The following is a 22,271-nucleotide window of genomic DNA, read 5'->3' as shown; positions in this document are numbered from 1 at the left end:
GAGCGTTTAACTATGGAAGTAGTTTTATTGAAAGATGTCAAAGGTACTGGAAAAAAAGGCGAAATCAAAAATGTATCAGACGGATACGCTAATAACTTTTTATTGAAAAAAGGATTGGCAAAAGAAGCTACAAATTCAGCAGTAAAAGAATTATCTGCTAAGAAAAATGCTATGAAGCGTGAAGAAAATGAAATTTTAGAAGCAGCTAAACAAGATAAGAAAAAAATAGAAGATAATGCAATCGAACTTCATGAAAAAGCGGCAGAAGATGGCCGACTATTTGGATCGGTTACGACTAAACAGATTGCTAAAGAGCTAGAAAAACAACTAGGTATTAAAGTTGATAAACGCAAACTGAATCAACCAATACCAATGAGAGCGGTAGGGTCTCAAAATGTAGAAGTGAAATTACACAAAGAAGTTACTGCAGAATTAACAGTTCGTGTAACAGCAATAGACTAATCAGCAAAAGGGAGAGGCTTTAGAGGCTTCTCCTTTTTCTCTGCTGTTAAAGAGAAGATGAATAAAGTAATCAGAACAGTAAACGATTGTTCCCTTATATACTTTTAGAATGAGATATTGTACAATTAAGAATGAATTTGTAACCTATAAGGTGCGAAAGGAAGAATACACATTGGCTATGGAACCATTAGGCGATCGTCTACCACCACAAAATATTGAAGCCGAGCAATCTGTACTGGGATCTATTTTGCTAAACCCAGAAGCACTGATTCCGGCGATGGAATACATTGAGTCGACAGATTTCTATCGTCGCGGACACCAACTGATTTTTCAGACGATGATTGATTTAAGTGAGCGGAACGAAGCAATAGATGTTGTGACGATTGCGGATATGCTGGAATCAAGAAATCAGCTTGAAGATATTGGTGGGACACCTTATTTGGCTGATATAGCGACTACAGTGCCGACAGCTGCAAACGTAGAATATTACTCCAAGATCGTTGAAGAGCGTTCTATACTGCGTCGTTTGATCCAGACAGCGACAGAAATTGCCTCAAGAGGATATGACGAAGCAAGTGATCTTCCTAACCTTCTAGATGATGCGGAAAGAAAGATACTTGAAGTGTCCGAAAAGAGAAGTCGTAGTGGATTTGTCAATATCGAGACAGTTTTAAGAGAAACCATCAATAATATTGATGAACTATTTCAAAATGATGAAGAAATCACAGGAATTTCTACCGGATATAAAGCTTTAGACCAGATGACTGCTGGATTACATGAAGATGAGCTGATTATACTAGCAGCGAGACCGGGTGTGGGAAAAACAGCATTTGCTTTAAATGTAGCTCAAAATATTGGAACGAAAACAGATGAAACGGTTGCGATTTTTAGTTTAGAGATGGGTGCTGAGCAACTAGTCAACCGTATGTTATGCGCGGAAGGCACCATAAATGCTTCGAATTTAAGAACAGGAAAGCTGACTGAAGAAGAGTTCACTAAGTTATTTGTTGCAATGGGTAGTCTTTCTAAGGCAAATATTTATATTGATGATACTCCAGGTATCCGTACAGCAGAAATTAGAGCAAAATGTCGTCGCTTGAAGCAAGAAAGAGGTAGCTTAGGTTTAGTCGTAATTGATTATCTTCAACTGATTGAAGGTTCGGGTAAAGAAAGTCGTCAGCAGGAAGTATCGGATATTTCTAGGCAGTTAAAAAAATTAGCTAAAGAGTTATCGGTTCCTGTTGTTGCCTTGTCACAGCTTTCTCGTAGTGTAGAGCAAAGACAAGATAAACGACCGATTTTGAGTGACTTGAGAGAGTCAGGATCGATTGAGCAAGATGCGGATATCGTTGCCTTTCTATACCGAGAAGATTATTACCGTAATGAAGATGAGGAAGATGAAGAAGAGTCAGGTGAAGATAATGTAGTCGAAATTATCTTGGAAAAAAACCGTTCTGGAGCGCGCGGGACGGCAAAACTTTTATTTATCAAAGAATACAACAAATTTTCTTCACTAACCTATTATCCGGAAGATCAAATACCGGAATACTAAGGTCATATTGATGAGTAAATCCGTATTAAATTAAGTTGAAATAATATAACTTGATCTAGTACGGATTTTTGTATAGGTTGAAGAAGAAGAGGCATTAGATTTTGATATTACGATGTAAAGAAGAACCTTTACCTTCTTATAAGATGAAATCACAAATAAGGTGTTTCATTGCAAAGGATATATGGTAGAATAGAAGTGTTATTGAAGATAACAATTGATGCAAAAATAGATTAGGGGGACACCTCCATTTAAAGACAGATAACAAGGATAAAGCGAATAGGACAATTCTATTCTTATATCAGTGTATCGTTTGTCTGGATAATGGAGTACTGTCTCCTTTTATAATTTCAAGCATTAAATATTTTTAGATGAGGTGGACAAATGTCGTCGGTCGTAGTTGTTGGAACACAATGGGGAGACGAAGGTAAAGGTAAAATTACCGATTTTTTAAGTGAGAACGCAGAAGTTATTGCGCGTTATCAAGGAGGAGACAATGCAGGTCACACAATCATATTTGATGGTGTAACATACAAACTACATTTAATTCCTTCAGGTATCTTTGCAAGCAGCAAAATCAGCGTGATCGGTAATGGTGTGGTCATTAACCCTAAATCTTTGGTCAATGAATTACAATACTTGCATGATAGAAATATTACTACAGATAATTTACGTATTTCAGATCGTGCACACGTTATCTTACCGTACCATATTAAAATGGATCAATTGCAAGAAGATTCTAAAGGAGACCAAAAGATTGGTACGACCATTCGTGGTATCGGACCAGCTTATATGGACAAAGCTTCTCGAATCGGAATTAGAATTGCAGATCTATTAGATAAAGACATTTTTGAAGAGCGGTTAAGAAGTGTACTGGAAGAAAAAAACCGTTACTTTACTCAAATTTATAACTCTGAACCAATTGAATTTGATGAAATTTTTGAACCTTATTATGCATTCGGACAGCAATTCAAACAATACGTCTGTGATACTTCAGTTGTATTGAACGACGCGTTGGATGCCGGCAAACGAGTATTATTTGAAGGTGCACAAGGTGTGATGCTGGATATTGATCAAGGAACATATCCTTTTGTAACGTCTTCTAATCCTGTTGCCGGTGGTGTAACAATCGGAAGTGGCGTGGGCCCTTCTAAAATCGATAAAGTCGTTGGTGTATGTAAAGCTTATACATCACGAGTTGGAGATGGACCTTTCCCAACAGAATTAAACAATGAAACAGGACAGTTTATACGTGATGCCGGTAAAGAATACGGAACAACAACTGGACGTCCGCGTCGTATTGGTTGGTTTGATAGTGTCGTTATGCGTCATGCTAAGAGAGTTTCTGGTATTACGAACCTTTCTCTGAACTCTATTGATGTATTGTCAGGTTTAGATACCTTGAAGATCTGTACAGCTTACGAGCGCAATGGTGAACACATTCTTCATTATCCAGCTAGTTTAAAAGAGTTAGCTGAGTGTAAACCAATCTATGAAGAGCTTCCAGGTTGGAGCGAAGATATTACAGCATGTAGAACACTGGAAGAGTTGCCAGAAAACGCACGTAACTATATTCGTCGTGTATCTGAACTTACTGGTGTTCATATCTCAACATTCTCAGTTGGACCAGATCGTGATCAGACAAACGTACTAGAAAACGTATGGTCACCAGTATCTTAAACTAAATGCAATTAAAAAAAGCATCCCGCTACCCTGTTCCAGTCCTTACAGACTGAAACAGGGTAGATCGGGATGCTTTTTACTTATTTAAGTTGATTTGTATAATCTAAATGCTCAAAAGTATGCGGTTCTCCGATAGCAACGAGTATACTTTTGGGTGAAATCTTTTCGTCGGGTGAAATATTTACTTGCAGTTTTTCACCTTCAGCATTTTTCATTCCAATGACGTTGATACCGTATTTGTTTCGCAGATCTAATTGTACAAGAGATTTTCCAACCCATTCTTTTGGTGTCAGGAATTCAATAATCGCATTATCTTCATCTAATTCGATAACGTCTAATATTTTGTTTCTCATAAGATTACGAGCAACACGGTCACCCATTTCTTTTTCTGGACGAATAATTTCGTGGGCACCGACTTCCAGAAGGATTTCTTTGTGCACTTTGTTTTTTGCTTTTGCAATAATTTGTTTGATGCCTAGCTTTTTGCAGTTGAGTACAGCTAGTACACTGGCTTCCAAGTTAGATCCTGTACCGATAACCACAGTATCACATTTTTCAAATCCGATACTTTTCAATAAATCCAGATCAGTAATGTCTCCTTGGACACCTTGGACAACGTATTCTTCTACACGGTTTACATCCATCAAATCTTTATCAACGGCAATCACATCAAAGTAGTGTTCGCCTAGTTCTTTTGCAATAGTCGATCCAAATACTCCAAGACCTAATACGCCAATTATCTTATTCAATTTGTTCTCTCCTATCTTACCCTATAATGATGTTTCCAGACGCATATACTTTTGGTTTCTGCTTGCGTTCGAATTGGCCAAGTGCTGTGAAGATTGTGATGGGGCCTAGACGACCAATAAACATCATAAACATAATCACTGTCTGACTTCCACGAGATAAATCAGGTGTCAGATCAGCAGATAAACCAACTGTTCCTAAAGCAGAAACAGCTTCAAAAAATAGATATTGAAGGGGAACTGTTTCATCAAAAATCGACATCAAAGACATCCCAACAAAATTCAAAATCACAAACATTACGACAATCACTAGGGCTCTTTTCACAATCTCGTTATCCAATGTTCTTTTCTGATAATGCACATGTTGCTGACCGGTAACCTCAGCCCAGATCAATTTCACGACGAGGGCAACTGTAGAAGTTTTTGCACCCCCGGCTGTACCACCTGGTGATCCACCGATGAACATAAAGACGGTCATAAAGATAATCGTAAACAAATGTAGATTCGTATAGCCTACAGTTGCGAAACCAGCCGTACGCAATGTGACGGCCTGGAAGAAGGTTGCCTGGATTTTACCAGAGAAACTAAGGCTGCCAAGTGTTGTCGGATTATGCCACTCGGAAAGCATGAATAATATCATTGCTGCAGCAATCAAAAACAGTGTCCAGTTCAGAACTAGTCGAGTGTGCAGTTTCAGTCTTCTGTAACGACCTCTCAAGTCAATCCAACTTCTAACAGCGATAAAACTCTTGAAATTTTGAGCGAGATCAAACCAGATAGAAAATCCAATTCCTCCGACAATAATGAGTAACGGAATCACAATATTAACGATGGGAACATCTACAAAGCCTTGTAAACTGTTCGTACCAAGGTTATCGAATCCCGCATTATTGAAAGCTGAAATAGAGAGAAAGATAGATGTAAATAATCCTCTGGCCCATCCAAACAGGGGTACGAAATGGAAGGTGAGTAAAAAAGCACCGATTCCTTCTATAAGGAAAGTGTATTTCACTACGGATAAAAGGAAATTCCTGAAATTTATCATACTCCCACTATTTAAAGCTTGTCTTAGTGTTACTTCGTCTTTCATACTGACACGGCGTCCTAGCTGCATCACGATTGTTGCAACCAACGTGATCAGACCAAGTCCTCCGAGCTTGATTAGGACTAAACCGACGATTTGTCCAAAGATGTTATACGTATGCGCAAGAGGCTCAGTGAAAAGTCCAGTCACACAAACCATTGAGACGGCAGTAAACAGGTGATCAAAGTAAGTCGCTTGAGACCCAATCTGCTGACTAAAGGGCATAGATAATAAAATCGATCCCACAAGAATAACAAACGCAAAACTTAAAACGATTTTAAAGGGGATGGGTAAATTTGAAAAGCGATTCAACAATCGTCTCATACAATCATTTTTCCTTTCTGGTACTAAAAATCAATATCTAGATTGTATCTCTAGAATCGTTAAAATACAAGGAGATTCCAGTAAAAACTAGCGGACTTGTGAATAGAGAAGCGCTGTTTTGTCACCAAGAGATCTTATTAAAGTGAAAAGATCCTAAATAAGCCTGTCGTCTAAGGTTTACGAGACGTTCCAGTTGTTTCTTTTTAAAGATAAAGATAAAATTATATCGTTAGGGTGTTTACTTTATAACACTGATTGTAGGAGGAGAGAACATGGAATATAACGGTACTATGATGCAATATTTTGAATGGGATCTGCCAAACGATGGTACGCACTGGAGAAAATTGAAAGACGAAGCAGCTCATTTAAGAAATATCGGCATTACAGCAGTATGGATTCCACCTTGTTTCAAAGCATTGAATCAAGAAGATGTAGGATACGGTATCTATGATCTCTATGACCTAGGTGAGTTCGATCAGAAAGGAACCGTTAGAACAAAGTACGGCACAAAAGAAGAACTATTAGAGGCTATCCATACGTTACACGAGCATGGGATTCAAGTTTATGCGGATGTTGTTTTAAACCATAAAGCAGGAGCAGATTCTACAGAAACCTTTGGAGCTGTTCCAGTAAATGAGGAAAATCGTCATGAAGAAATTGGGGAACCAAGAGATATTGAATCTTGGACATACTTCAATTTTCCAGGCAGACAAGGAAAGTATTCTGACTTTGAATGGCATTGGTATCACTTCTCAGGTGTCTCAGATGATGAAATTTCAGGAGAGCAAGGAATTTATAGAATAGAAGGCGAAGGAAAAGGTTGGGCACCAGATGATACGGTGTCAACAGAATTTGGAAACTTCGACTACTTAATGTTTGCAGATATTGATTATAGTCATCCAGAAGTGATTGAAGAAACAAAAAATTGGATCCGATGGTTTATAAAAGAAACAGGGATCGATGGGATTCGACTGGATGCTGTTAAACATATTGATAATAGCTTCATGAAAGATTTGATTGACGGTGTTCGTGCTGAATTTGGAGAAGACTTCTTTTTCGTGGCAGAATACTGGCACCAGAAATATAAAGCGTTAGAAGAGTATATGGAAGATCTTGACTACAACACTTCCATGATGGATGTAAGATTCCATTATGCACTACACGAGGCTTCTCAGTTGAAAACAGATTTTGACTTACGAAGATTATTTGATGGAACGCTTTATAAGAGAAACGCTGAACAAGCAGTAACGTTCGTTGAGAATCATGATTCTCAGCCTGGACAATCTTTGGAATCTTATGTCGAACCATGGTTTAAGCCACTAGCATACGGAATTGTATTGTTAAGCACTTATGGCTATCCGTGTGTGTTCTACAGTGATTATTACGGGTATAGTGGAGACGTTGACTATGATGGATGTCCAAGTGATATTGAAAAGCTGATGCGCGTAAGAACGGAATATGCTTACGGTGAACAGTATAATTATCTAGACCATGCTACTTGTATAGGATTTACGCGTACAGGTGATAAAGAGCATCCCCACGGGTGTGCAGTCGTTATTTCTAGTGGAGATGAAGGATTCAAGGAAATGACTGTTGGAGACTTGCATGCAGGTGAAACTTATATAGATATTTTGGAACATCGAGAAGAAGAAATCCTTATAAATGAGGATGGTTCCGCAATTTTTCCAGTAAACGCTGAATCGATCTCTGTCTGGGTTCTTAAACAACAATAAAGAAAAGACAGTTAGAATGCGAAGATCATAAATCTCCGCGGTTCTAACTGTCTTTTTTATAGACTATTTTTGCAATTAGTTATTCGGGTTCATTTTTTGTGAAGCTTCTTTTTCATCTGCAAGATGGTCTTTGTCTAACTTGAAATCTTCATTGTTAGATAAGTGGTTATCGTGTAAAGCTTCGTCTACTTTGTCTTTAGGAATTGCTTGGTCTGTTGAAGGTTCAAGTGGTGTACCTTTTACATCACCAAGACGTTCGTCATCATACATTGCATGAGAAGCCGTTGCAGGATCAATCACTTTATCTGATTTTGGTTCGATTGAAGCATTTCTTTGCGCAAGATCTCTTTCGATTTCTTCAATTGTTTCATTTAACTGGGCTTGTCGAGCATCCATCTCCGCTTGTTCAGACTGTAATTCCATATCTGCTTCAGCATAAGATTCTCTGAAATCTTCAACAAGTTGCTGCGCTTTTTCACCGCTAGAGTCTTTCAGTTTTGTCGCTTCAGATTTTAATTCTTTGCGGAACTGATCTCCTGTTTTTGGAGCAAATAATAAAGCTGCAAATGCAGAAGCAGCACTCATCATCAATGCTTTTGCTAAACTTACTTTTGGCATAATGTGGATCTCCTCTCAAATTGGGTTATTCATTTGTGTAACGAGCTTTTTGTTTATGGAAAGTACGTTTGAATGCTCGAGTGAATGTTTTAGCAACCATTGGACCATCCGTTTTCAATTCATCAGTAGTGTTTTTGGCAATACCTTTTGAATAGTCACTACTATGATCTTTCAAGTAAGTGAGTGAATCGCTCAAACTAGAAGCGTGGGTAGAGAGTTCATCAAATCGCTGCATCTTGATTGTTGCAACTTTCTGAAGATCTTTAACGCGTCCTTTGACTTGATTAACTTTGGTTTGAACAGCATCGGCTTCCACTGTAAAGTGTTCGATATGGTCATTTACAGTCGACTGCGTTTCTTTTATATTGTTGAACGTTGGTTTCATCTTCTTAAATGTAGTTAAACCGATTGCGACGAGTGCAATCAAAGCTACACCTAAAATGACTAGAGCAATAATATATGCTATTGACATCATAATGCCTCCTTTACGTAAGCTAGTTTTTATTTGTAGTTTCTATAAATAGAATACCACGAACAGTCTCATAGCAACAAACAGAAGCTACGACTAAAAGATATTGCTTGAAACAGCTTTAGTTGTTAGAATAGTAGCAACATACAGAGTTACAGATTTAATCGTAACTTACAAAAAGGAGAAAAGCATGACAGACGAGAGAGTGAAGGATTCTGAGATTGAAATGAATGATACAAAGGATTCTCGGCATAAGCTATCTTTACGTGCAGTTTCAGACGGAGAAGTCTTATCGATAGAAGAAGTACCAGATGAAATTTTTGCTCAGAAAATGATTGGTGAAGGGTACGCCATCAAACCAACTTCTCAACTGGTCGTTGCGCCTATTGATGGAAAGTTGATAGAAGTTGCAGATGCGAAACATGCCTATTATATCGAAACAAAAGAAGGCTTGAAAATTCTGATCCATGTGGGAATCGACACATTGCTGTTGAATGGAGAAGGGTTCAAGACTAAATTGAAGAAAGATGACCAAGTCAAAGCCGGAGATGCATTGGTAGAGTTTGATGAAGAACTGATTACCAAAAAAGGCTTTAATACAATTATTTCGGTTATCGTACTGGATGACCTGGCTTTTGAAATGACTCAGGTACTGAATCTGACGAAACAAGCTAAAGCAGGAGAAACGGTGGCAGTGGAAATTGATTTGCAGAAGTAAGGATCTGTCGTATTTCTTTGAAAAATTGAACCGTGCTCATAGGTGCTGTATACTTGGTCTAGATTACAAGAATTGAAAAGAGAACATAAGAATATGTTTCTGAGGAGGAGCATCACTTGAAAAAAATATTAGTCGTAGATGACGAAAGACCAATTTCAGATATTGTTAAATTTAACCTTGAAAAAGAAGGATTCGAAGTTTTTACTGCATATGATGGAGAAGAAGCTGTAGAGAAAGTAGAAGAACACTCCCCAGATTTGATCGTACTAGATCTGATGCTGCCGAAAATGGATGGACTTGAAGTTTGTCGTGAAGTCAGAAGAACACATGATATTCCAATCATCATGGTTACCGCTAAAGATCAGGAAATTGATAAAGTTTTAGGGCTAGAACTTGGAGCCGATGACTATGTAACGAAACCATTCTCTAACAGAGAATTAGTCGCCCGTGTTAAAGCAAACCTGAGACGTCAATCTTCTGTACAAACAGCTGAACCAGAAGTACCAGAAAGCAATGATATTGAAGTGGGCGATTTAGTCGTTCATCCAGATGCGTACATTGTTTCTAAGCGTGGAAGTACAATCGAATTGACCCATAGAGAATTTGAGTTACTACACTACCTTGCTAGACATATCGGTCAGGTCATGACCAGAGAGCATTTACTTGAAACGGTATGGGGATATGATTACTTCGGAGATGTCAGAACGGTTGATGTTACTGTAAGACGTTTGAGAGAAAAAATCGAAGATAATCCGAGTCATCCAAACTTCTTAGTAACTAGACGAGGGGTAGGATACTATCTGAGGAATCCTGAACAACAGGAGAAATAAACTTATATGAAAAAGAAGATTCATTTTTATCAGTCAATCAATACCAAAATCGTATTTATTATTGTTATGCTACTTGTATTCGCCCTGCAGATTATCGGGGCGAATTTTGTTACGACAATGGAACAAAAGTTGGTCGGGAACTTTAGAAGTGACCGTCAGACACAGATGACGTTTCTTAAAAGTACTATTTTACCATTACTAGAAAGCCATCAGAGCGAAGAAGAAACGGAAACCAATCCAAGAGAAGAAATTAACCGCCTCTTGATGGAATTTTCAGGGAATAATATCACGGAATTACAAGTGGTTAGTCCGAGTATGGTCATCATAGGAATTAGTGATAGTACCCAACAGAGTATGATTGGACAAATTTCAAATGATGCAGACGTCAGACAAGCACAATTAACAAGTACGTCTGTCACAAAGCAAGATCTTGATCCAACTTCTCAAGCTAGAAGGTGGAAAATTGTCGAGCCCATTTATTCGAGTACAGATTCAGAGGAATTTTTAGGTGTCATCGTACTCGAAAGTAACATCGAAACTGTCTATACGCAAGTTTCAGAAATTACCATGACCTTCTTGCAATCTTCTTCTGTCGCGATTATTTTATCGCTGATTTTAGCGAATTTAGTGGCTAGAGCGTTGACCAAACCCATCAAAGAAATGCAGATCCAAACACGTGCTATCGCAGAAGGCGACTATTCGGGTATGTTGACGGTATATGGAGATGATGAATTAGGAGAATTGGCCTTTTTGATCAATGAATTGTCAGACGAAGTAGCAGAGGCACAAGAGTCTATCGATTCAGAGCGTCGACGCTTAGATAGCGTACTGACCCATATGACCGATGGCGTTATTGCTACAGATCGACGAGGAAAAATCGTCATCGTAAACAATATGGCCGAAAAAATGCTTGAAGTGTCGGGAGAAGAAGTGAACGGCAACAATCTTCTAAAAATCTTAGGTGTAGAAAAAGAACTGACGCTAAGACGCTTATTAGAGGAGCAAGAAGACATTTTGATTAATGCTTATAGCGATGGTCTACCTACAATTCTTAGAGCCTCTTTCTCGCTTATTCAAAGAGAAACTGGCTTTATCAGCGGAATTGTTTGTGTGCTCCACGATGTAACCGAGCAAGAAAAGATCGAAGAAGAACGGAAACAATTCGTTTCCAACGTATCTCACGAATTAAGAACACCATTAACCAGTATGCGTAGCTACATTGAAGCTTTGGCAGATGGTGCTTGGCAGGATCCGGAGCTAGCGCCGAGGTTCCTTGAAGTGACACAAAGTGAAACAGACCGAATGATTCGTATGATTCAAGATCTTCTACACTTGTCTAGAATTGACTCAGGTAAAAGTGAGCTGGAAGTAGAACTCGTTGATTTAACAGAATTACTGGATCATGTACTGAACCGATTTGATATGTTGATTCATTCCACAGAATATGAAGGAAAACATTACCGAATTAATCGAAATTTACTAGATGAGCCCGTATTTGTTGAAATGGACACGGATAGAATGATCCAAGTATTGGATAATATTATGAATAATGCACTAAAATACTCACCAGATGGCGGTGTGATCACAGGAAGTATGCGTCAGACAGCACAATCTGTGATTATCAGTATCACTGACCAAGGAATGGGTATACCTAAGAATGATCTTGTTAAAATATTCTCTAGATTTTACCGAGTGGATCGTGCTCGCTCACGTGCGATGGGTGGTAGTGGTTTAGGATTGGCGATTTCTAAAGAAGTGGTTGAACAACATGGCGGAAGAATCTGGGCAGAAAGTGCGGAAGGAAAAGGTACAACGTTCTACTTATCCCTTCCTTACATCCCATTTGAGGAGGATGAGTGGGCATGACATGGACACATATAAAGCACGTACTACTCGGCTTTTTGATTGGATTGAGTCTATTCCTTAGTTATAACTTGATTGTTACCGGAACACAACTCAACTCACCATCGTCTTCTGGAAACAATCAGACACCCGTATTGATTGACCGAACATTATCAGAAGTCTTTTCACCCAATCAAGTTATTTTACATGAAATCTCTGAGGGACCAAAGATGGCATCCATGCAAGAGGCAGAAGGCTTGATCAATACAAGCTACGAAAATATGACGTTTAGAGGCGTAGAAGCGCCTGAAACATTAACGAAGGCGGATTATCTGCAATTAACTCAAGGCAGTTCTTGGATAGAATTTGTATTTAATGCACAGATTCCTTTTGGACTATTTGAAAAGGGCTTTGAAAACTTACCTTCAGACTATGAAGATCGAACCTTTAATCGCGTGCTCTTCAACTTAAATGAAACAGATCGAGTATTGTTTTATGACATGAGTGAAGAACGCGTTTATGGAATAGAAGAGGCTGTGATTACCAACAATGTAATTGAGGCTTTTAGAGCGTCCGAAGACATTGTCTATACAGAAGCTGAGGCTTTGAATTTAAATCAAATCGTCTATGCTCCAAAAGAGAACTTGACGGTACCTTACCGTAATTACCTTGTTGAAAGTCTGCCGAACAGCTTATATGTCAGTATGCTGATTGATACATCACAAGCTGAAACACAGACACTTGATGAAGGGCTAAGAATTTACGACTTACAACAAGAAGTCATGATCAATGATAATTTGCATGTATTGTCCTATCAAAGGCAGAGAACAAGCTTTGACGAGCTTTCTTTAGATGAACGGTTAACGAGAAGTTTTGAGGAACTGAACAGAGTTGAAAACTGGACAGAAAAGTCACAGTATCAGTCTTACAATATGCAGACAAATGAAGTGACATTCCAGAGATATCTTGAGGGACTTCCCGTATTCAGCCCACAACAGAAAGAAGCCACGACAGTCGTTACGTATGTCGAATCTGGTTTGAAAAACTTAAGTGTGCCGATGCGGATTATCCAAACGCCGATTACGCCGGATGAATTTGTAGACAAAGAGTTACCAAGTGGACAAGAAATTGTTACAAGACTAGAATCTGTAGAAGTAGAAGCTTCAGGAATAGAGGATTTGGAGATTGGACTCACTTGGGTTGAAAGTGAAGAAGAATCTCGTCTGATCCATTTTGAGCCAAACTGGTATGTCAAACTTGAAGGCGACAATAACTGGTACGAAGTTGAACGATATATAGAATTGCAGGGGGAACAAATTAATGGACTTTAAAAAAATTGAAAATATTTTTCTATTGGCCTTTGTCTTCCTGAATGTCTACCTCCTAGTGAGTTATATTAATCGAACGGGGATGCAATATGCAAACTCTCCATCTGAACAAATCAACATCATTAGAGAAATGCGGGAGATGGGTATACAGATACCGGGGAACTTGTCTGATGATAATCTTGATGTCCACTATATGCAAGCGAACAGCAATAGTTTGATTCAAGACAATGTCAATTCACTTGAAAATCAAGCTGGATCTGTTACATCAGATGGAACGCTGTATACAAGTATCTTGTCTGAACCAATAGAAATAGAAGGAGATCCAAGCGAGGGAGTCACTGATCAGCAACTAGAAAAGCTACAATCATTCGTCAATAGTCCTTCCATTTTATTCGGAGATCAGTACGCTTTCTTGAGATACGATAATGAAGAAAATCGATTTATTTTTAGTCAGATGGTCAATGGAGCACCTGTTGGAGACGGTACGTCGGAAATTTCGTTTTACTATGGTAGAAGTGATGGAGATATTATCTCTTATCAACAAACGTATGCTGGACCCATGCAGCAACAAGGTGATTCTGTAGAAGTGATTTCTGCAAAAGAAGCTGTGGAGTTTCTATTCCAGAGTAATGAATTAAGTTCGAATGCAGTCATTTCCCAACCCATTCTTACCTACCAGCGTACGCTCGCGCTAGAAGATTTGAGTATATATGGGCCAGTATGGCTCGTACCTGTAACGGAAAGTAGTGAGAGCAGGGTTTTAAGGGTTAATGCAAAAGATCGAACGATTATTTCGGATCCTACTGAGTCAAATGACGCAATCCCAGAACCGGTTATAGATGCAGAAGATGAACCAGACGAAGAGGAAGATACTGAACCTGATCAAGATTAAAAAACAAACAAATTTGTTTTAAAAGAAAGACTGCCCCTTTAGTTGAAACTGTCTGATATTGTTTAGATGGCTTCTTGTTTAGGGGCGTTTTTTATTGTAAGATAGACAATGATCAAGTACCGGAGAGGATTTTTGAAATGTTAGAATCTGAACAGTCTGGACTGAAAATAAGCGTATTAGCCAGTGGGAGTACTGGAAACATCACTTATATCGAATCAGATAAAGTTAAACTATTAGTCGATTGTGGGTTCAGTGGAAAAAAAGCCACTGAATTATTGAAACAGATTGACCGTCGACCAGAAGACTTGGATGCCATCCTCGTCACACACGAACACAGTGATCATATAAAAGGTGTCGGAATCATGGCCCGTAAGTATGATTTGGACGTCTACGCAAATAAAAACACATGGACAGCTATGGAACCTAAATTAGGTAAAATCAAGCTGGAACAAAAACATCATTTTGATTTGGAAAAGACAATGACGATTGGCGATATTGATGTCTCAAGTTTTGGCGTATCGCATGACGCTGTCGATCCGCAGTTTTATACATTCCAAAAAGATAATAAACGGTTTGTTATGCTGACAGATACAGGATACGTGAATGACCGGACGCGAGATTTTGTAAAAAATGCGAACGCCTATCTATTTGAAAGCAATCATGATTTGAGTATGCTGAGAATGGGACGTTACCCGTGGTCTTTGAAACAAAGAATACTAGGGGACAAAGGACACCTTTCAAACGAAGATGGTGCATTGGCACTAGCTGAAATCGTTGGAGATAACACAGAAAGAGTCTATCTTGGGCATTTAAGTAAAGAAAACAATTTAAAAGAGATTGCCTATTCTACGGTGGAAGAAATTCTGATGCAAAAAGGAACAGGGGTTAATCATAAGTACACCCTTTTTGACACAGATCCTGTTGAATCTTCCCCATTATTTACTTTATAAATAACTTTTAAAACGAAGATAGGAACGATTCCAAACGGAGTTGTTCCTATCTTTTTTTGAATATGAGTATTTGATTAAGGAATATCTTCTTAGAATCGGATAATTATGATAGAATGATGAAAAGCATTTTAAAACCGTAAAGGGACGTGAATCCGTTGACTGCAAAAGCATACATTGATCAAGTACTAGCTGAAACAAAAGAAAAGCACGCCGGAAAAGAAGAATTTATTCAGGCTGTGGAAGAGTTTCTCCCAACACTTGAACCGTATTTGAATGATCACACTGAGATTGTTGAAAAAAATCTCCTTTCTCTTATCGTTGAACCAGAAAGACTGATTCAGTTCCGTGTACCGTGGCAAGATGATGAAGGTAAATGGCAAGTGAATCGTGCTTACCGAGTACAATATAACTCCGCAATTGGACCGTATAAAGGCGGATTGAGATTCCACCCAACAACTAACGAAAGTATTGTAAGATTTTTAGGATTTGAACAAATTTTCAAAAATAGTCTGACAGGACTCCCAATCGGTGGCGGTAAAGGGGGAAGTGATTTCGATCCTAAAGGAAAAACGGATGCGGAAGTCATGAGATTCTGCCAGAGCTTTATGACGGAATTCCAGAAACATATTGGACCAGACATCGATGTTCCAGCTGGAGATATCGGTGTAGGTGGAAGAGAAATCGGCTTCTTATTTGGTCAGTATAAACGGTTGAATGGATTTTCTGCTGGTGTGTTAACAGGAAAACCAGTTAGCTCATGGGGAAGTCTGGCAAGAACAGAAGCAACTGGATATGGTCTTGTATATTTTGTCCAAAATGCGCTAGAAGACAGAAATGATTCTTTCAAAGGCAAAAAAGTCGTGGTTTCTGGTAGTGGAAATGTTTCGATCTATGCGATTCAAAAAGCACAGGAATTAGGCGCAACCGTATTAACGTGTTCTGATTCTTCGGGATATATCTATGATCCAGAAGGCATTGATTTAGAACTCGTAAAAGATATCAAAGAAGTTCGTCGCGGACGTATAAAAGAGTATCTAGAACAACATCCTGACGCAACTTACGTGGAAGGTTCTGTCTGGTCACTTAAAGAATCCTATGATATCGCCTTACCCTGTGCGACACAAAATGAGATCGATGCAGAACTGGCACAAAAAATGGCGGATGCAGGTGTTAAAATCGTTGCTGAAGGCGCAAATATGCCTTCAAGTAAAGAGGCAATTGATTTGTATCAAGACCAAAACATTCTTTATTGTCCAGGAAAAGCAGCAAATGCGGGTGGTGTAGCTGTTTCAGCACTTGAAATGGCACAAAACTCTGCAAGACTGGCTTGGTCCTTTGAGCGAGTAGATGACGAACTGAAATCTATTATGAAAAACATCTATACAGCTTGTAGTGAAACAGCTATTAAATATGCTGAAAAAGATAACTTGATGGCTGGAGCGAATATTGCTGGATTCGACCGTGTTGTTCAAACCATGTTATCGCAAGGACTCGTTTAGACCAACTTTAAAAAGCATCAGCTTATCTCTCTTGTATTCAATGAGGAGATGAGTTGATGTTTTTTTGATAAAAAAATCCTTAAAGTCAAAAAAATATAGATTCTTCACAAGATATGATAAAATACGGTTGATATAGAGCGATTTAGTCTACATTTGTTCAAATAAAATTCAAAAGAAGATTGTACAATCATATCGAAAGCAAGTAGTGGTGAAGAGAGGAAGGATCACATGTCTAAATTAAATATAAAATCATTAATGGTGGTTGGATTGACATCGACTTTACTAGTTGGTTGTGATGCAATGAACCAAGGTCAAGACAACGGTGTTACCGAAAATCAGACTGGAAACGTCAATGAAGAAGGCGACGTAGCCGTTTCAGAAATGAGAGTAGATGTTTCTTCAGGTGTTACAGATGCAGTGAGTACAATAGATGATGCAGTTGTTTCGGTTATCAACTTGCAACAAGCCGCACAGAATCCTTATGGTTGGTACGGAGGAACGCAAGATGACACGGTAGAGGGAGAAGAAGATCTTCAAACAGTCGGAACCGGTAGTGGAGCCATTTACAAAGTAGACGGAGACACAGCGTATGTCTTTACCAATAATCATGTTATTGACGGATCAGACGCCGTAGACGTTCTTTTGAAAGATGGTACACGAGTACAAGCAGAAGTCATCGGAGCGGATGTATGGACAGATTTGGCCGTATTATCGATTAGTTCAGAAGACATTAGTTCAGTAGCGGAATTTGGAGATTCCAATAACCTTAAAGTCGGTGAACCAGCCGTGGCGATTGGTTCTCCATTAGGAACAGACTTTGCTTCATCTGTAACGTCAGGAATCGTTTCAGCTGTTGAAAGATCTGTACCGGTGGATACAGACGGAGACGGAACGTATGACTGGGAAATGACAGCGATCCAGACGGATGCAGCAATTAACCCAGGGAACTCAGGTGGTCCACTTGTTAATATAGCGGGACAAGTTATCGGAATCAACTCAATGAAAATTTCGACTTCAACAGTAGAAGGAATGGGATTTGCGATTCCAAGTAACGATGCAGTCGATATCATCAATCAACTAGAAAATTCAGGTGAGATTACACGCCCTGTACTTGGTATTGGCATGGTCGATCTTGCGATGATCTCTCAACAACAAAGAGAAGCTGTGCTCAATGTGCCAGAAGATATAACAGGCGGAGTTGTGATAGCTGAAGTAACAGGTGGAAGTGCCGCAGAAGAAGCGGGTCTAGCTCAAAATGATATCGTCGTGAAATTCAATGGAGTCGACGTAACAAATGGGGTAGAATTAAGACAACAAATCTATGACACAACAGTTGGAGACGACGTTGAAGTAGAGTACTACAGAGACGGTACATTAGAAACCACAACCATCAATATGAGAGCATCAAACGAAGTATTATAAAATATAAAAGAGACCTGCAGAGATCAATCTGCAGGTCTTTTTGTACACAGTGTGTATAACGTTGTGCGTAACTATTTGGAATTGTGGATAACTATAAGAAGTAGATTGAGAAGACAGTAAAATAAATAGAAATAAAGTTATCCACAGAATTCTGAAAGGCTGTGCGTAACTTATTGAAACAGATGTGTATCTAGTACACAAACGTTTCTTTAACAAGGTATAAGTTCTTTTAAAGAACGAGTTAGAACATAATAAACGCTGTGCATAACTACTGATTTTGAACGAGCAAAAAATTTAAAAGAAAGCACTTAAAAAAGGTGATTAGGCGAAAATATGGGGAACAAACCTGTGTATATGTGGATAACTTTTGTGCATAAGTGTGAATTACGGTGGAAAAAAGACCTGATCTTGTTGAGGAAACAAGGTCAGGTCTTGGATAGTTGGGTCATATAATTTATTTTGCGATTGCAGTTTTCTTAACTTCTACGTTACCATCGATTGCTCTTGAATAAGGACAAACTTGGTGTGCTTTTTCAACTAATTCTTCTGCTTCTTCTTGCGTTACGTTTTCGATTTCTACTGTTAATTCAACAGCTAATCCAAAGCCTTGGCCTACTTTTGCAATACTTACATCAGCAGTTACAGTTGAATTGATTCTTTTCTTAGCTTGTCCAGCGACTAATTGAAGTGCGCTATCGAAACATGCTGAATATCCAGCAGAAAATAATTGTTCAGGATTGGTTTTGCCTTCTTCGCCGCGTCCACCTAGTCCTTTAGGTACAGTTAGCTCTAAATCTAAAACGTTATCTGAAGATTTGACATGTCCTTGACGTCCACCAGTTGCTGTTGAGGTTGCAGTGTATAATGCGTTTGACATTTGAATCACCTATCCTTATTAATTATTTGCTTACAATTAGATTGTACACAACCTAATTAAAGAAGTCAAACTATATAAACTTACTTTATAAATTGATATAATTAAAGTTAGGAGTGATGAGCATGTCAAATGAATTATTAAAATTAGAAAATCAGTTGTGCTTTTCTTTGTATGCCACAACAAGACAAATGACAAAAATTTACCGTCCTTTATTAAAGGAATTAGATATTACGTATCCCCAATATCTAGTCTTACTTGTTTTATGGGAAGTAGATAAAATCTCGGTAAAAGCAATGGGAGAGCGCCTGTTTCTTGATTCAGGTACGTTAACACCCATGCTGAAACGAATGGAAGAACACGGTTTGATTAAACGGGTGCGTTCAGCTGCAGATGAGCGTGTTGTTGAGGTCAGCTTAACAGAAAAAGGAAAAGAAGCAGAAGAAAAAGCAGGCTCTATTCCGATTAATTTTTATAAGCATCTCAATTTGGAAGAAGAAGAATTTTTCCAGTTGAAAAAAATCTTATCTAAAATGATGGGCCGATTTGGCGAGTAAGGTGGCATAAAATGGATATTACGATTATTTCTGTAGGTAAGTTAAAAGAAAAATATTTGATTGAAGGCATCAAAGAATACGTGAAGCGACTAGGTGCTTACACAAAATTTAAAATCGTTGAAGTACCCGACGAAAAAGCGCCAGAAGAATTAAGCGCGGCAGAAATGATACAAGTCAAAGACAAAGAAGGCGAAAGAATACTTGCAAAAATTCCAAGCCAGGCTTATGTTTTTTCGCTTGCGATCAAATCAAAAGAACGCTCATCTGAATCGTTCTCCAAAGAAATCCAACAACTGATGCTGCATGGAAACAGCAGCATCGTCTTTGTGATCGGTGGATCGCTCGGATTAAGCGAAGCCGTCATGAACCGCAGCGACGAAACTATCTCCTTCGGTAAAATGACGTACCCACATCAGCTAATGAGACTGATTTTGATAGAGCAGATTTACCGTGCATTTAGGATTATGCGGAATGAACCGTACCATAAGTAAATGAGGTTTTTTTAAGGTCATTAAAATTATTATTGTATTAGGTATGCTGTGAATTTAAATTAGATGGGATAGAAATATAGTTAATACTGAGTGAACATGGTGCATAGGAACTAGCATTCCATCGTATAATTTAACAGAACAATTCTAGAAAGAGCCTAAATCTTAATCAAAATGGGTTAGGCTCTTCGTTTACGAATCAGTACCACTTAGAAAGTATTACCACTGACTTTCCGCATGTCAAAAACATACAATTTTGATTTTTTGTTTTTTGAAACATAGGCATTAGAAACAAGTCATTTTCACGTGATTTTCCCCAAAATAAAGGCGATAAATCTGTTCTCACCACTCTTTTTACTCGGAAAAAAAGTGGTAGGAAGCCAAAAATCCCCTCTGTTTTTTAAAAAATAGTCTTTTAGCGAATATGCTGTTCCATCTCGATGATCGGCGTGATCAAAATCGCTAAATCAAAGCCGGCCCAGTCTACGGCATGGTGAATTTGCGGACGTGTGGGTTCTGCAATATAACGATCGTTGCCGATTGCCATGGTCATCAGGCGGTCCAATGTTTCGACAATTGCTTTGACGGACGGTGTTTTCGTTTTTTTATTGCCGGGCGCAATCCAATCTTCTTGGCGCTCTGCTAATGAGCGCCGAACACGGTACTCCAAATACGATAAAAGCAGGAGCACAAGGTAAAATACGTAGCTCAACGCCATCACACGCGTCGGATTTTTCAAGTAGACGCGATGAAAGACCATCGGATCTTTTAAGAGACGAAACCGCGTTTCCACCCGACTTTGCTTCTTGTAAAGAAGCAGCTTTTCTTCGGCTGAGTGCGTCATATCGGGGCTGCTGATTAACACAAAACAAGAAGCCATGTGACGTTCTCTTTCTGCGAAAGCAGGGTGAATCGCCAGGTCGCTAAAGGACAAAGCGTATGTCGTCATTTCTTCTGCGACACGGTCTTTTTTTGGACGGCCTGGTCCAGTGTGAGAAAATGTTTTGACAGATGTGACAGTGCCTTTCACATCAAATCCTTGCTCGTAGATGGCACGAATACTTTCATCTAAAGCCGTACGTGCATCTGCTCCGCAACTAAATAGCGGCTTTTCTTTCTTTTTCAGTTCTTTCATGAGCTTTTTTTGCATCTTTGCCCAGTTTTTTTGCAACGTACCTTCTTTTTTCGTTGCTAATTCCTTGGACCATACAACGGTGAGTGGATACATCGTTTTTCGTTGAGCACATGGTACTCCGAAAGTTGTGTACAAGCGGTATTCCTTTTCATTTGGTGTTTGAAACGCGCTCCATTCCGTTGACCGCATGGCTTCTTCTTTGGCCGACTCTGTTACACTGAATGTATCAGGTATCCGGGAAAGAAATTGGATCTGCTTCTGTTCCATAGCCGCAAGATTGTCTTTTGTAATCAAGCTGCTGTCGAGCACAAAAGGTGCTCGTTGTCCGTTTTCTTCGAAAACCTGACTCATCTTTTGAATCGCTTGTATGCTCCATTTTTGATCAGAAACATTGCCGGAAAAGACTTGTGCAAACAATGGAAGTCCCTTTTGCTGGACACCTAATCCGATTTTCAGTTGTTTCAGATCCGGCCGGTGATCTTTGCTGTACCCATGGGCAAGCACAAAGGAATCGTCTGCAGGCTGATCATACACGCCCTGAACAGATTTTGACGTGGTATCCGCGTGGATCACTTGAATGTCTTCTTTGTGCTTCAGAAGAAGTTGCACGGAGATGTCCATGCACAATTGTTCTAAATCAAGATCCGCCAACTTGTCTAAGGCACGTCCGTAGGCGTCATCATTCAAGTGATCCGGCGTGATCGATGTGTGGCGAAAAAGCAATTCCCAGTCCTGGTCCCGCCAGTATTCCTGTAAGCGCACAAGCGGAATTGTGCCGTGTGTAGACATGATGGCGGCAACTAAGCTTTCGATTAAAAAACCGGGAGACACCTTGGTATTGTCTTCCCTCCACTGCACTCTTTGATCAATGGTTTCTTGAATATGAGCAAGCCGGGCCATGGCGAAGCTGATTGGTAGCGCACCGGCATGGATAGGTTTGATCATCTTGTTGTGGATTCATAGAAGTCGTCCTTTCTCGAAAACGTATCATGATTTATCATTTGTATTCGAGAAAAGAAAATGGACTCCTTCTTAAATTCCTAATTGTAAGAATTAGACATGCGGAAA

At 39.1% G+C, this 22,271-nt stretch carries 20 protein-coding genes; 14 read left to right on the top strand and 6 right to left on the bottom strand.

Annotation, left to right across the window (positions count from 1 at the left end; translation table 11 throughout):
* Positions 1–12: 12 nt before the first annotated feature.
* From rplI to LG377_RS00810, 3 genes are all read left to right on the top strand, one after another.
* On the top strand, positions 13–462 hold the full coding sequence (gene rplI, locus LG377_RS00820) for a 50S ribosomal protein L9 (protein WP_225742840.1): 450 nt from the start codon (positions 13–15) through the stop codon (positions 460–462).
* Between the two features lie 178 nt (positions 463–640).
* The gene (dnaB, locus tag LG377_RS00815) at positions 641–2,014 is read left to right on the top strand and encodes a replicative DNA helicase (protein WP_225744603.1); all 1,374 of its coding nucleotides are present in this window, start codon (positions 641–643) and stop codon (positions 2,012–2,014) included.
* 381 nt (positions 2,015–2,395) lie between these two features.
* Positions 2,396–3,691, top strand: coding sequence for an adenylosuccinate synthase (locus tag LG377_RS00810; protein WP_225742839.1), 1,296 nt, complete (start codon positions 2,396–2,398; stop codon positions 3,689–3,691).
* A gap of 83 nt (positions 3,692–3,774) precedes the next feature.
* Here the strand turns inward: LG377_RS00810 and LG377_RS00805 are convergent, their stop codons facing one another.
* Together LG377_RS00805 and LG377_RS00800 are read right to left on the bottom strand one after the other, a co-directional pair.
* Complete coding sequence (locus LG377_RS00805; RefSeq protein ID WP_225742838.1) at positions 3,775–4,443, bottom strand: TrkA family potassium uptake protein; 669 nt, start codon at positions 4,441–4,443, stop codon at positions 3,775–3,777.
* A 16-nt stretch (positions 4,444–4,459) separates the two neighbouring features.
* Positions 4,460–5,848: a TrkH family potassium uptake protein gene (locus LG377_RS00800; protein ID WP_225742837.1), complete on the bottom strand. Its 1,389-nt coding sequence runs from the start codon at positions 5,846–5,848 to the stop codon at positions 4,460–4,462.
* A 272-nt stretch (positions 5,849–6,120) separates the two neighbouring features.
* Here LG377_RS00800 and LG377_RS00795 point away from each other — a divergent pair, with 272 nt between their 5' ends.
* On the top strand, positions 6,121–7,581 hold the full coding sequence (locus tag LG377_RS00795) for an alpha-amylase (protein ID WP_225742836.1): 1,461 nt from the start codon (positions 6,121–6,123) through the stop codon (positions 7,579–7,581).
* A gap of 75 nt (positions 7,582–7,656) precedes the next feature.
* Here the strand turns inward: LG377_RS00795 and LG377_RS00790 are convergent, their stop codons facing one another.
* Both LG377_RS00790 and LG377_RS00785 read right to left on the bottom strand, forming a co-directional pair.
* Positions 7,657–8,199 (bottom strand): YtxH domain-containing protein, encoded by a 543-nt coding sequence (locus LG377_RS00790; protein ID WP_225742835.1) that lies wholly within the window; start codon positions 8,197–8,199, stop codon positions 7,657–7,659.
* A 25-nt stretch (positions 8,200–8,224) separates the two neighbouring features.
* Positions 8,225–8,671, bottom strand: coding sequence for a DUF948 domain-containing protein (locus tag LG377_RS00785; protein WP_225742834.1), 447 nt, complete (start codon positions 8,669–8,671; stop codon positions 8,225–8,227).
* Positions 8,672–8,858: 187 nt separating this feature from the next.
* Between LG377_RS00785 and LG377_RS00780 the strand changes: the two genes are divergently transcribed.
* From LG377_RS00780 to LG377_RS00745, 8 genes are all read left to right on the top strand, one after another.
* Positions 8,859–9,386 (top strand): PTS glucose transporter subunit IIA, encoded by a 528-nt coding sequence (locus tag LG377_RS00780; protein ID WP_225742833.1) that lies wholly within the window; start codon positions 8,859–8,861, stop codon positions 9,384–9,386.
* 116 nt (positions 9,387–9,502) lie between these two features.
* On the top strand, positions 9,503–10,216 hold the full coding sequence (yycF, locus tag LG377_RS00775; protein WP_225742832.1) for a response regulator YycF: 714 nt from the start codon (positions 9,503–9,505) through the stop codon (positions 10,214–10,216).
* 6 nt (positions 10,217–10,222) lie between these two features.
* On the top strand, positions 10,223–12,082 hold the full coding sequence (walK, locus tag LG377_RS00770; protein WP_225742831.1) for a cell wall metabolism sensor histidine kinase WalK: 1,860 nt from the start codon (positions 10,223–10,225) through the stop codon (positions 12,080–12,082).
* Positions 12,079–13,389, top strand: coding sequence for a YycH family regulatory protein (locus LG377_RS00765; RefSeq protein WP_225742830.1), 1,311 nt, complete (start codon positions 12,079–12,081; stop codon positions 13,387–13,389). Before walK ends, LG377_RS00765 begins: the two co-directional genes overlap by 4 nt.
* The gene (locus LG377_RS00760; RefSeq protein ID WP_225742829.1) at positions 13,379–14,278 is read left to right on the top strand and encodes a two-component system regulatory protein YycI; all 900 of its coding nucleotides are present in this window, start codon (positions 13,379–13,381) and stop codon (positions 14,276–14,278) included. The genes LG377_RS00765 and LG377_RS00760 overlap by 11 nt, the downstream gene beginning before the upstream one ends.
* Before the next feature lie 137 nt (positions 14,279–14,415).
* The gene (locus LG377_RS00755) at positions 14,416–15,228 is read left to right on the top strand and encodes an MBL fold metallo-hydrolase (RefSeq protein ID WP_225742828.1); all 813 of its coding nucleotides are present in this window, start codon (positions 14,416–14,418) and stop codon (positions 15,226–15,228) included.
* 155 nt (positions 15,229–15,383) lie between these two features.
* Entirely contained in the window at positions 15,384–16,727 is a 1,344-nt protein-coding gene (gene gdhA, locus LG377_RS00750) for an NADP-specific glutamate dehydrogenase (RefSeq protein ID WP_225742827.1), read from the top strand.
* A 228-nt stretch (positions 16,728–16,955) separates the two neighbouring features.
* A complete protein-coding gene (locus LG377_RS00745) occupies positions 16,956–18,149 on the top strand; it encodes a S1C family serine protease (protein ID WP_225742826.1) in 1,194 nt (397 codons plus the stop codon).
* Between the two features lie 454 nt (positions 18,150–18,603).
* Here the strand turns inward: LG377_RS00745 and LG377_RS00740 are convergent, their stop codons facing one another.
* On the bottom strand, positions 18,604–19,026 hold the full coding sequence (locus tag LG377_RS00740) for an organic hydroperoxide resistance protein (protein ID WP_305067539.1): 423 nt from the start codon (positions 19,024–19,026) through the stop codon (positions 18,604–18,606).
* 122 nt (positions 19,027–19,148) lie between these two features.
* Here LG377_RS00740 and LG377_RS00735 point away from each other — a divergent pair, with 122 nt between their 5' ends.
* Positions 19,149–19,580, top strand: a complete 432-nt coding sequence (locus LG377_RS00735; protein ID WP_225742825.1) for a MarR family winged helix-turn-helix transcriptional regulator — start codon at positions 19,149–19,151, stop codon at positions 19,578–19,580.
* 11 nt (positions 19,581–19,591) lie between these two features.
* The gene (gene rlmH, locus LG377_RS00730) at positions 19,592–20,071 is read left to right on the top strand and encodes a 23S rRNA (pseudouridine(1915)-N(3))-methyltransferase RlmH (protein ID WP_225742824.1); all 480 of its coding nucleotides are present in this window, start codon (positions 19,592–19,594) and stop codon (positions 20,069–20,071) included.
* A 412-nt stretch (positions 20,072–20,483) separates the two neighbouring features.
* Here the strand turns inward: rlmH and LG377_RS00725 are convergent, their stop codons facing one another.
* Entirely contained in the window at positions 20,484–22,148 is a 1,665-nt protein-coding gene (locus LG377_RS00725) for an IS1634 family transposase (protein WP_225742823.1), read from the bottom strand.
* Positions 22,149–22,271: the final 123 nt, after the last annotated feature.

This window comes from Marinilactibacillus sp. Marseille-P9653 (genome assembly GCF_916618885.1).
In the GTDB taxonomy this organism is placed as follows: Bacteria; Bacillota; Bacilli; order Lactobacillales; family Carnobacteriaceae_A; genus Marinilactibacillus.
The sequence above is the reverse complement of the archived record's forward strand: the minus strand, read 5'-3'. Positions and strand labels throughout refer to the sequence as shown.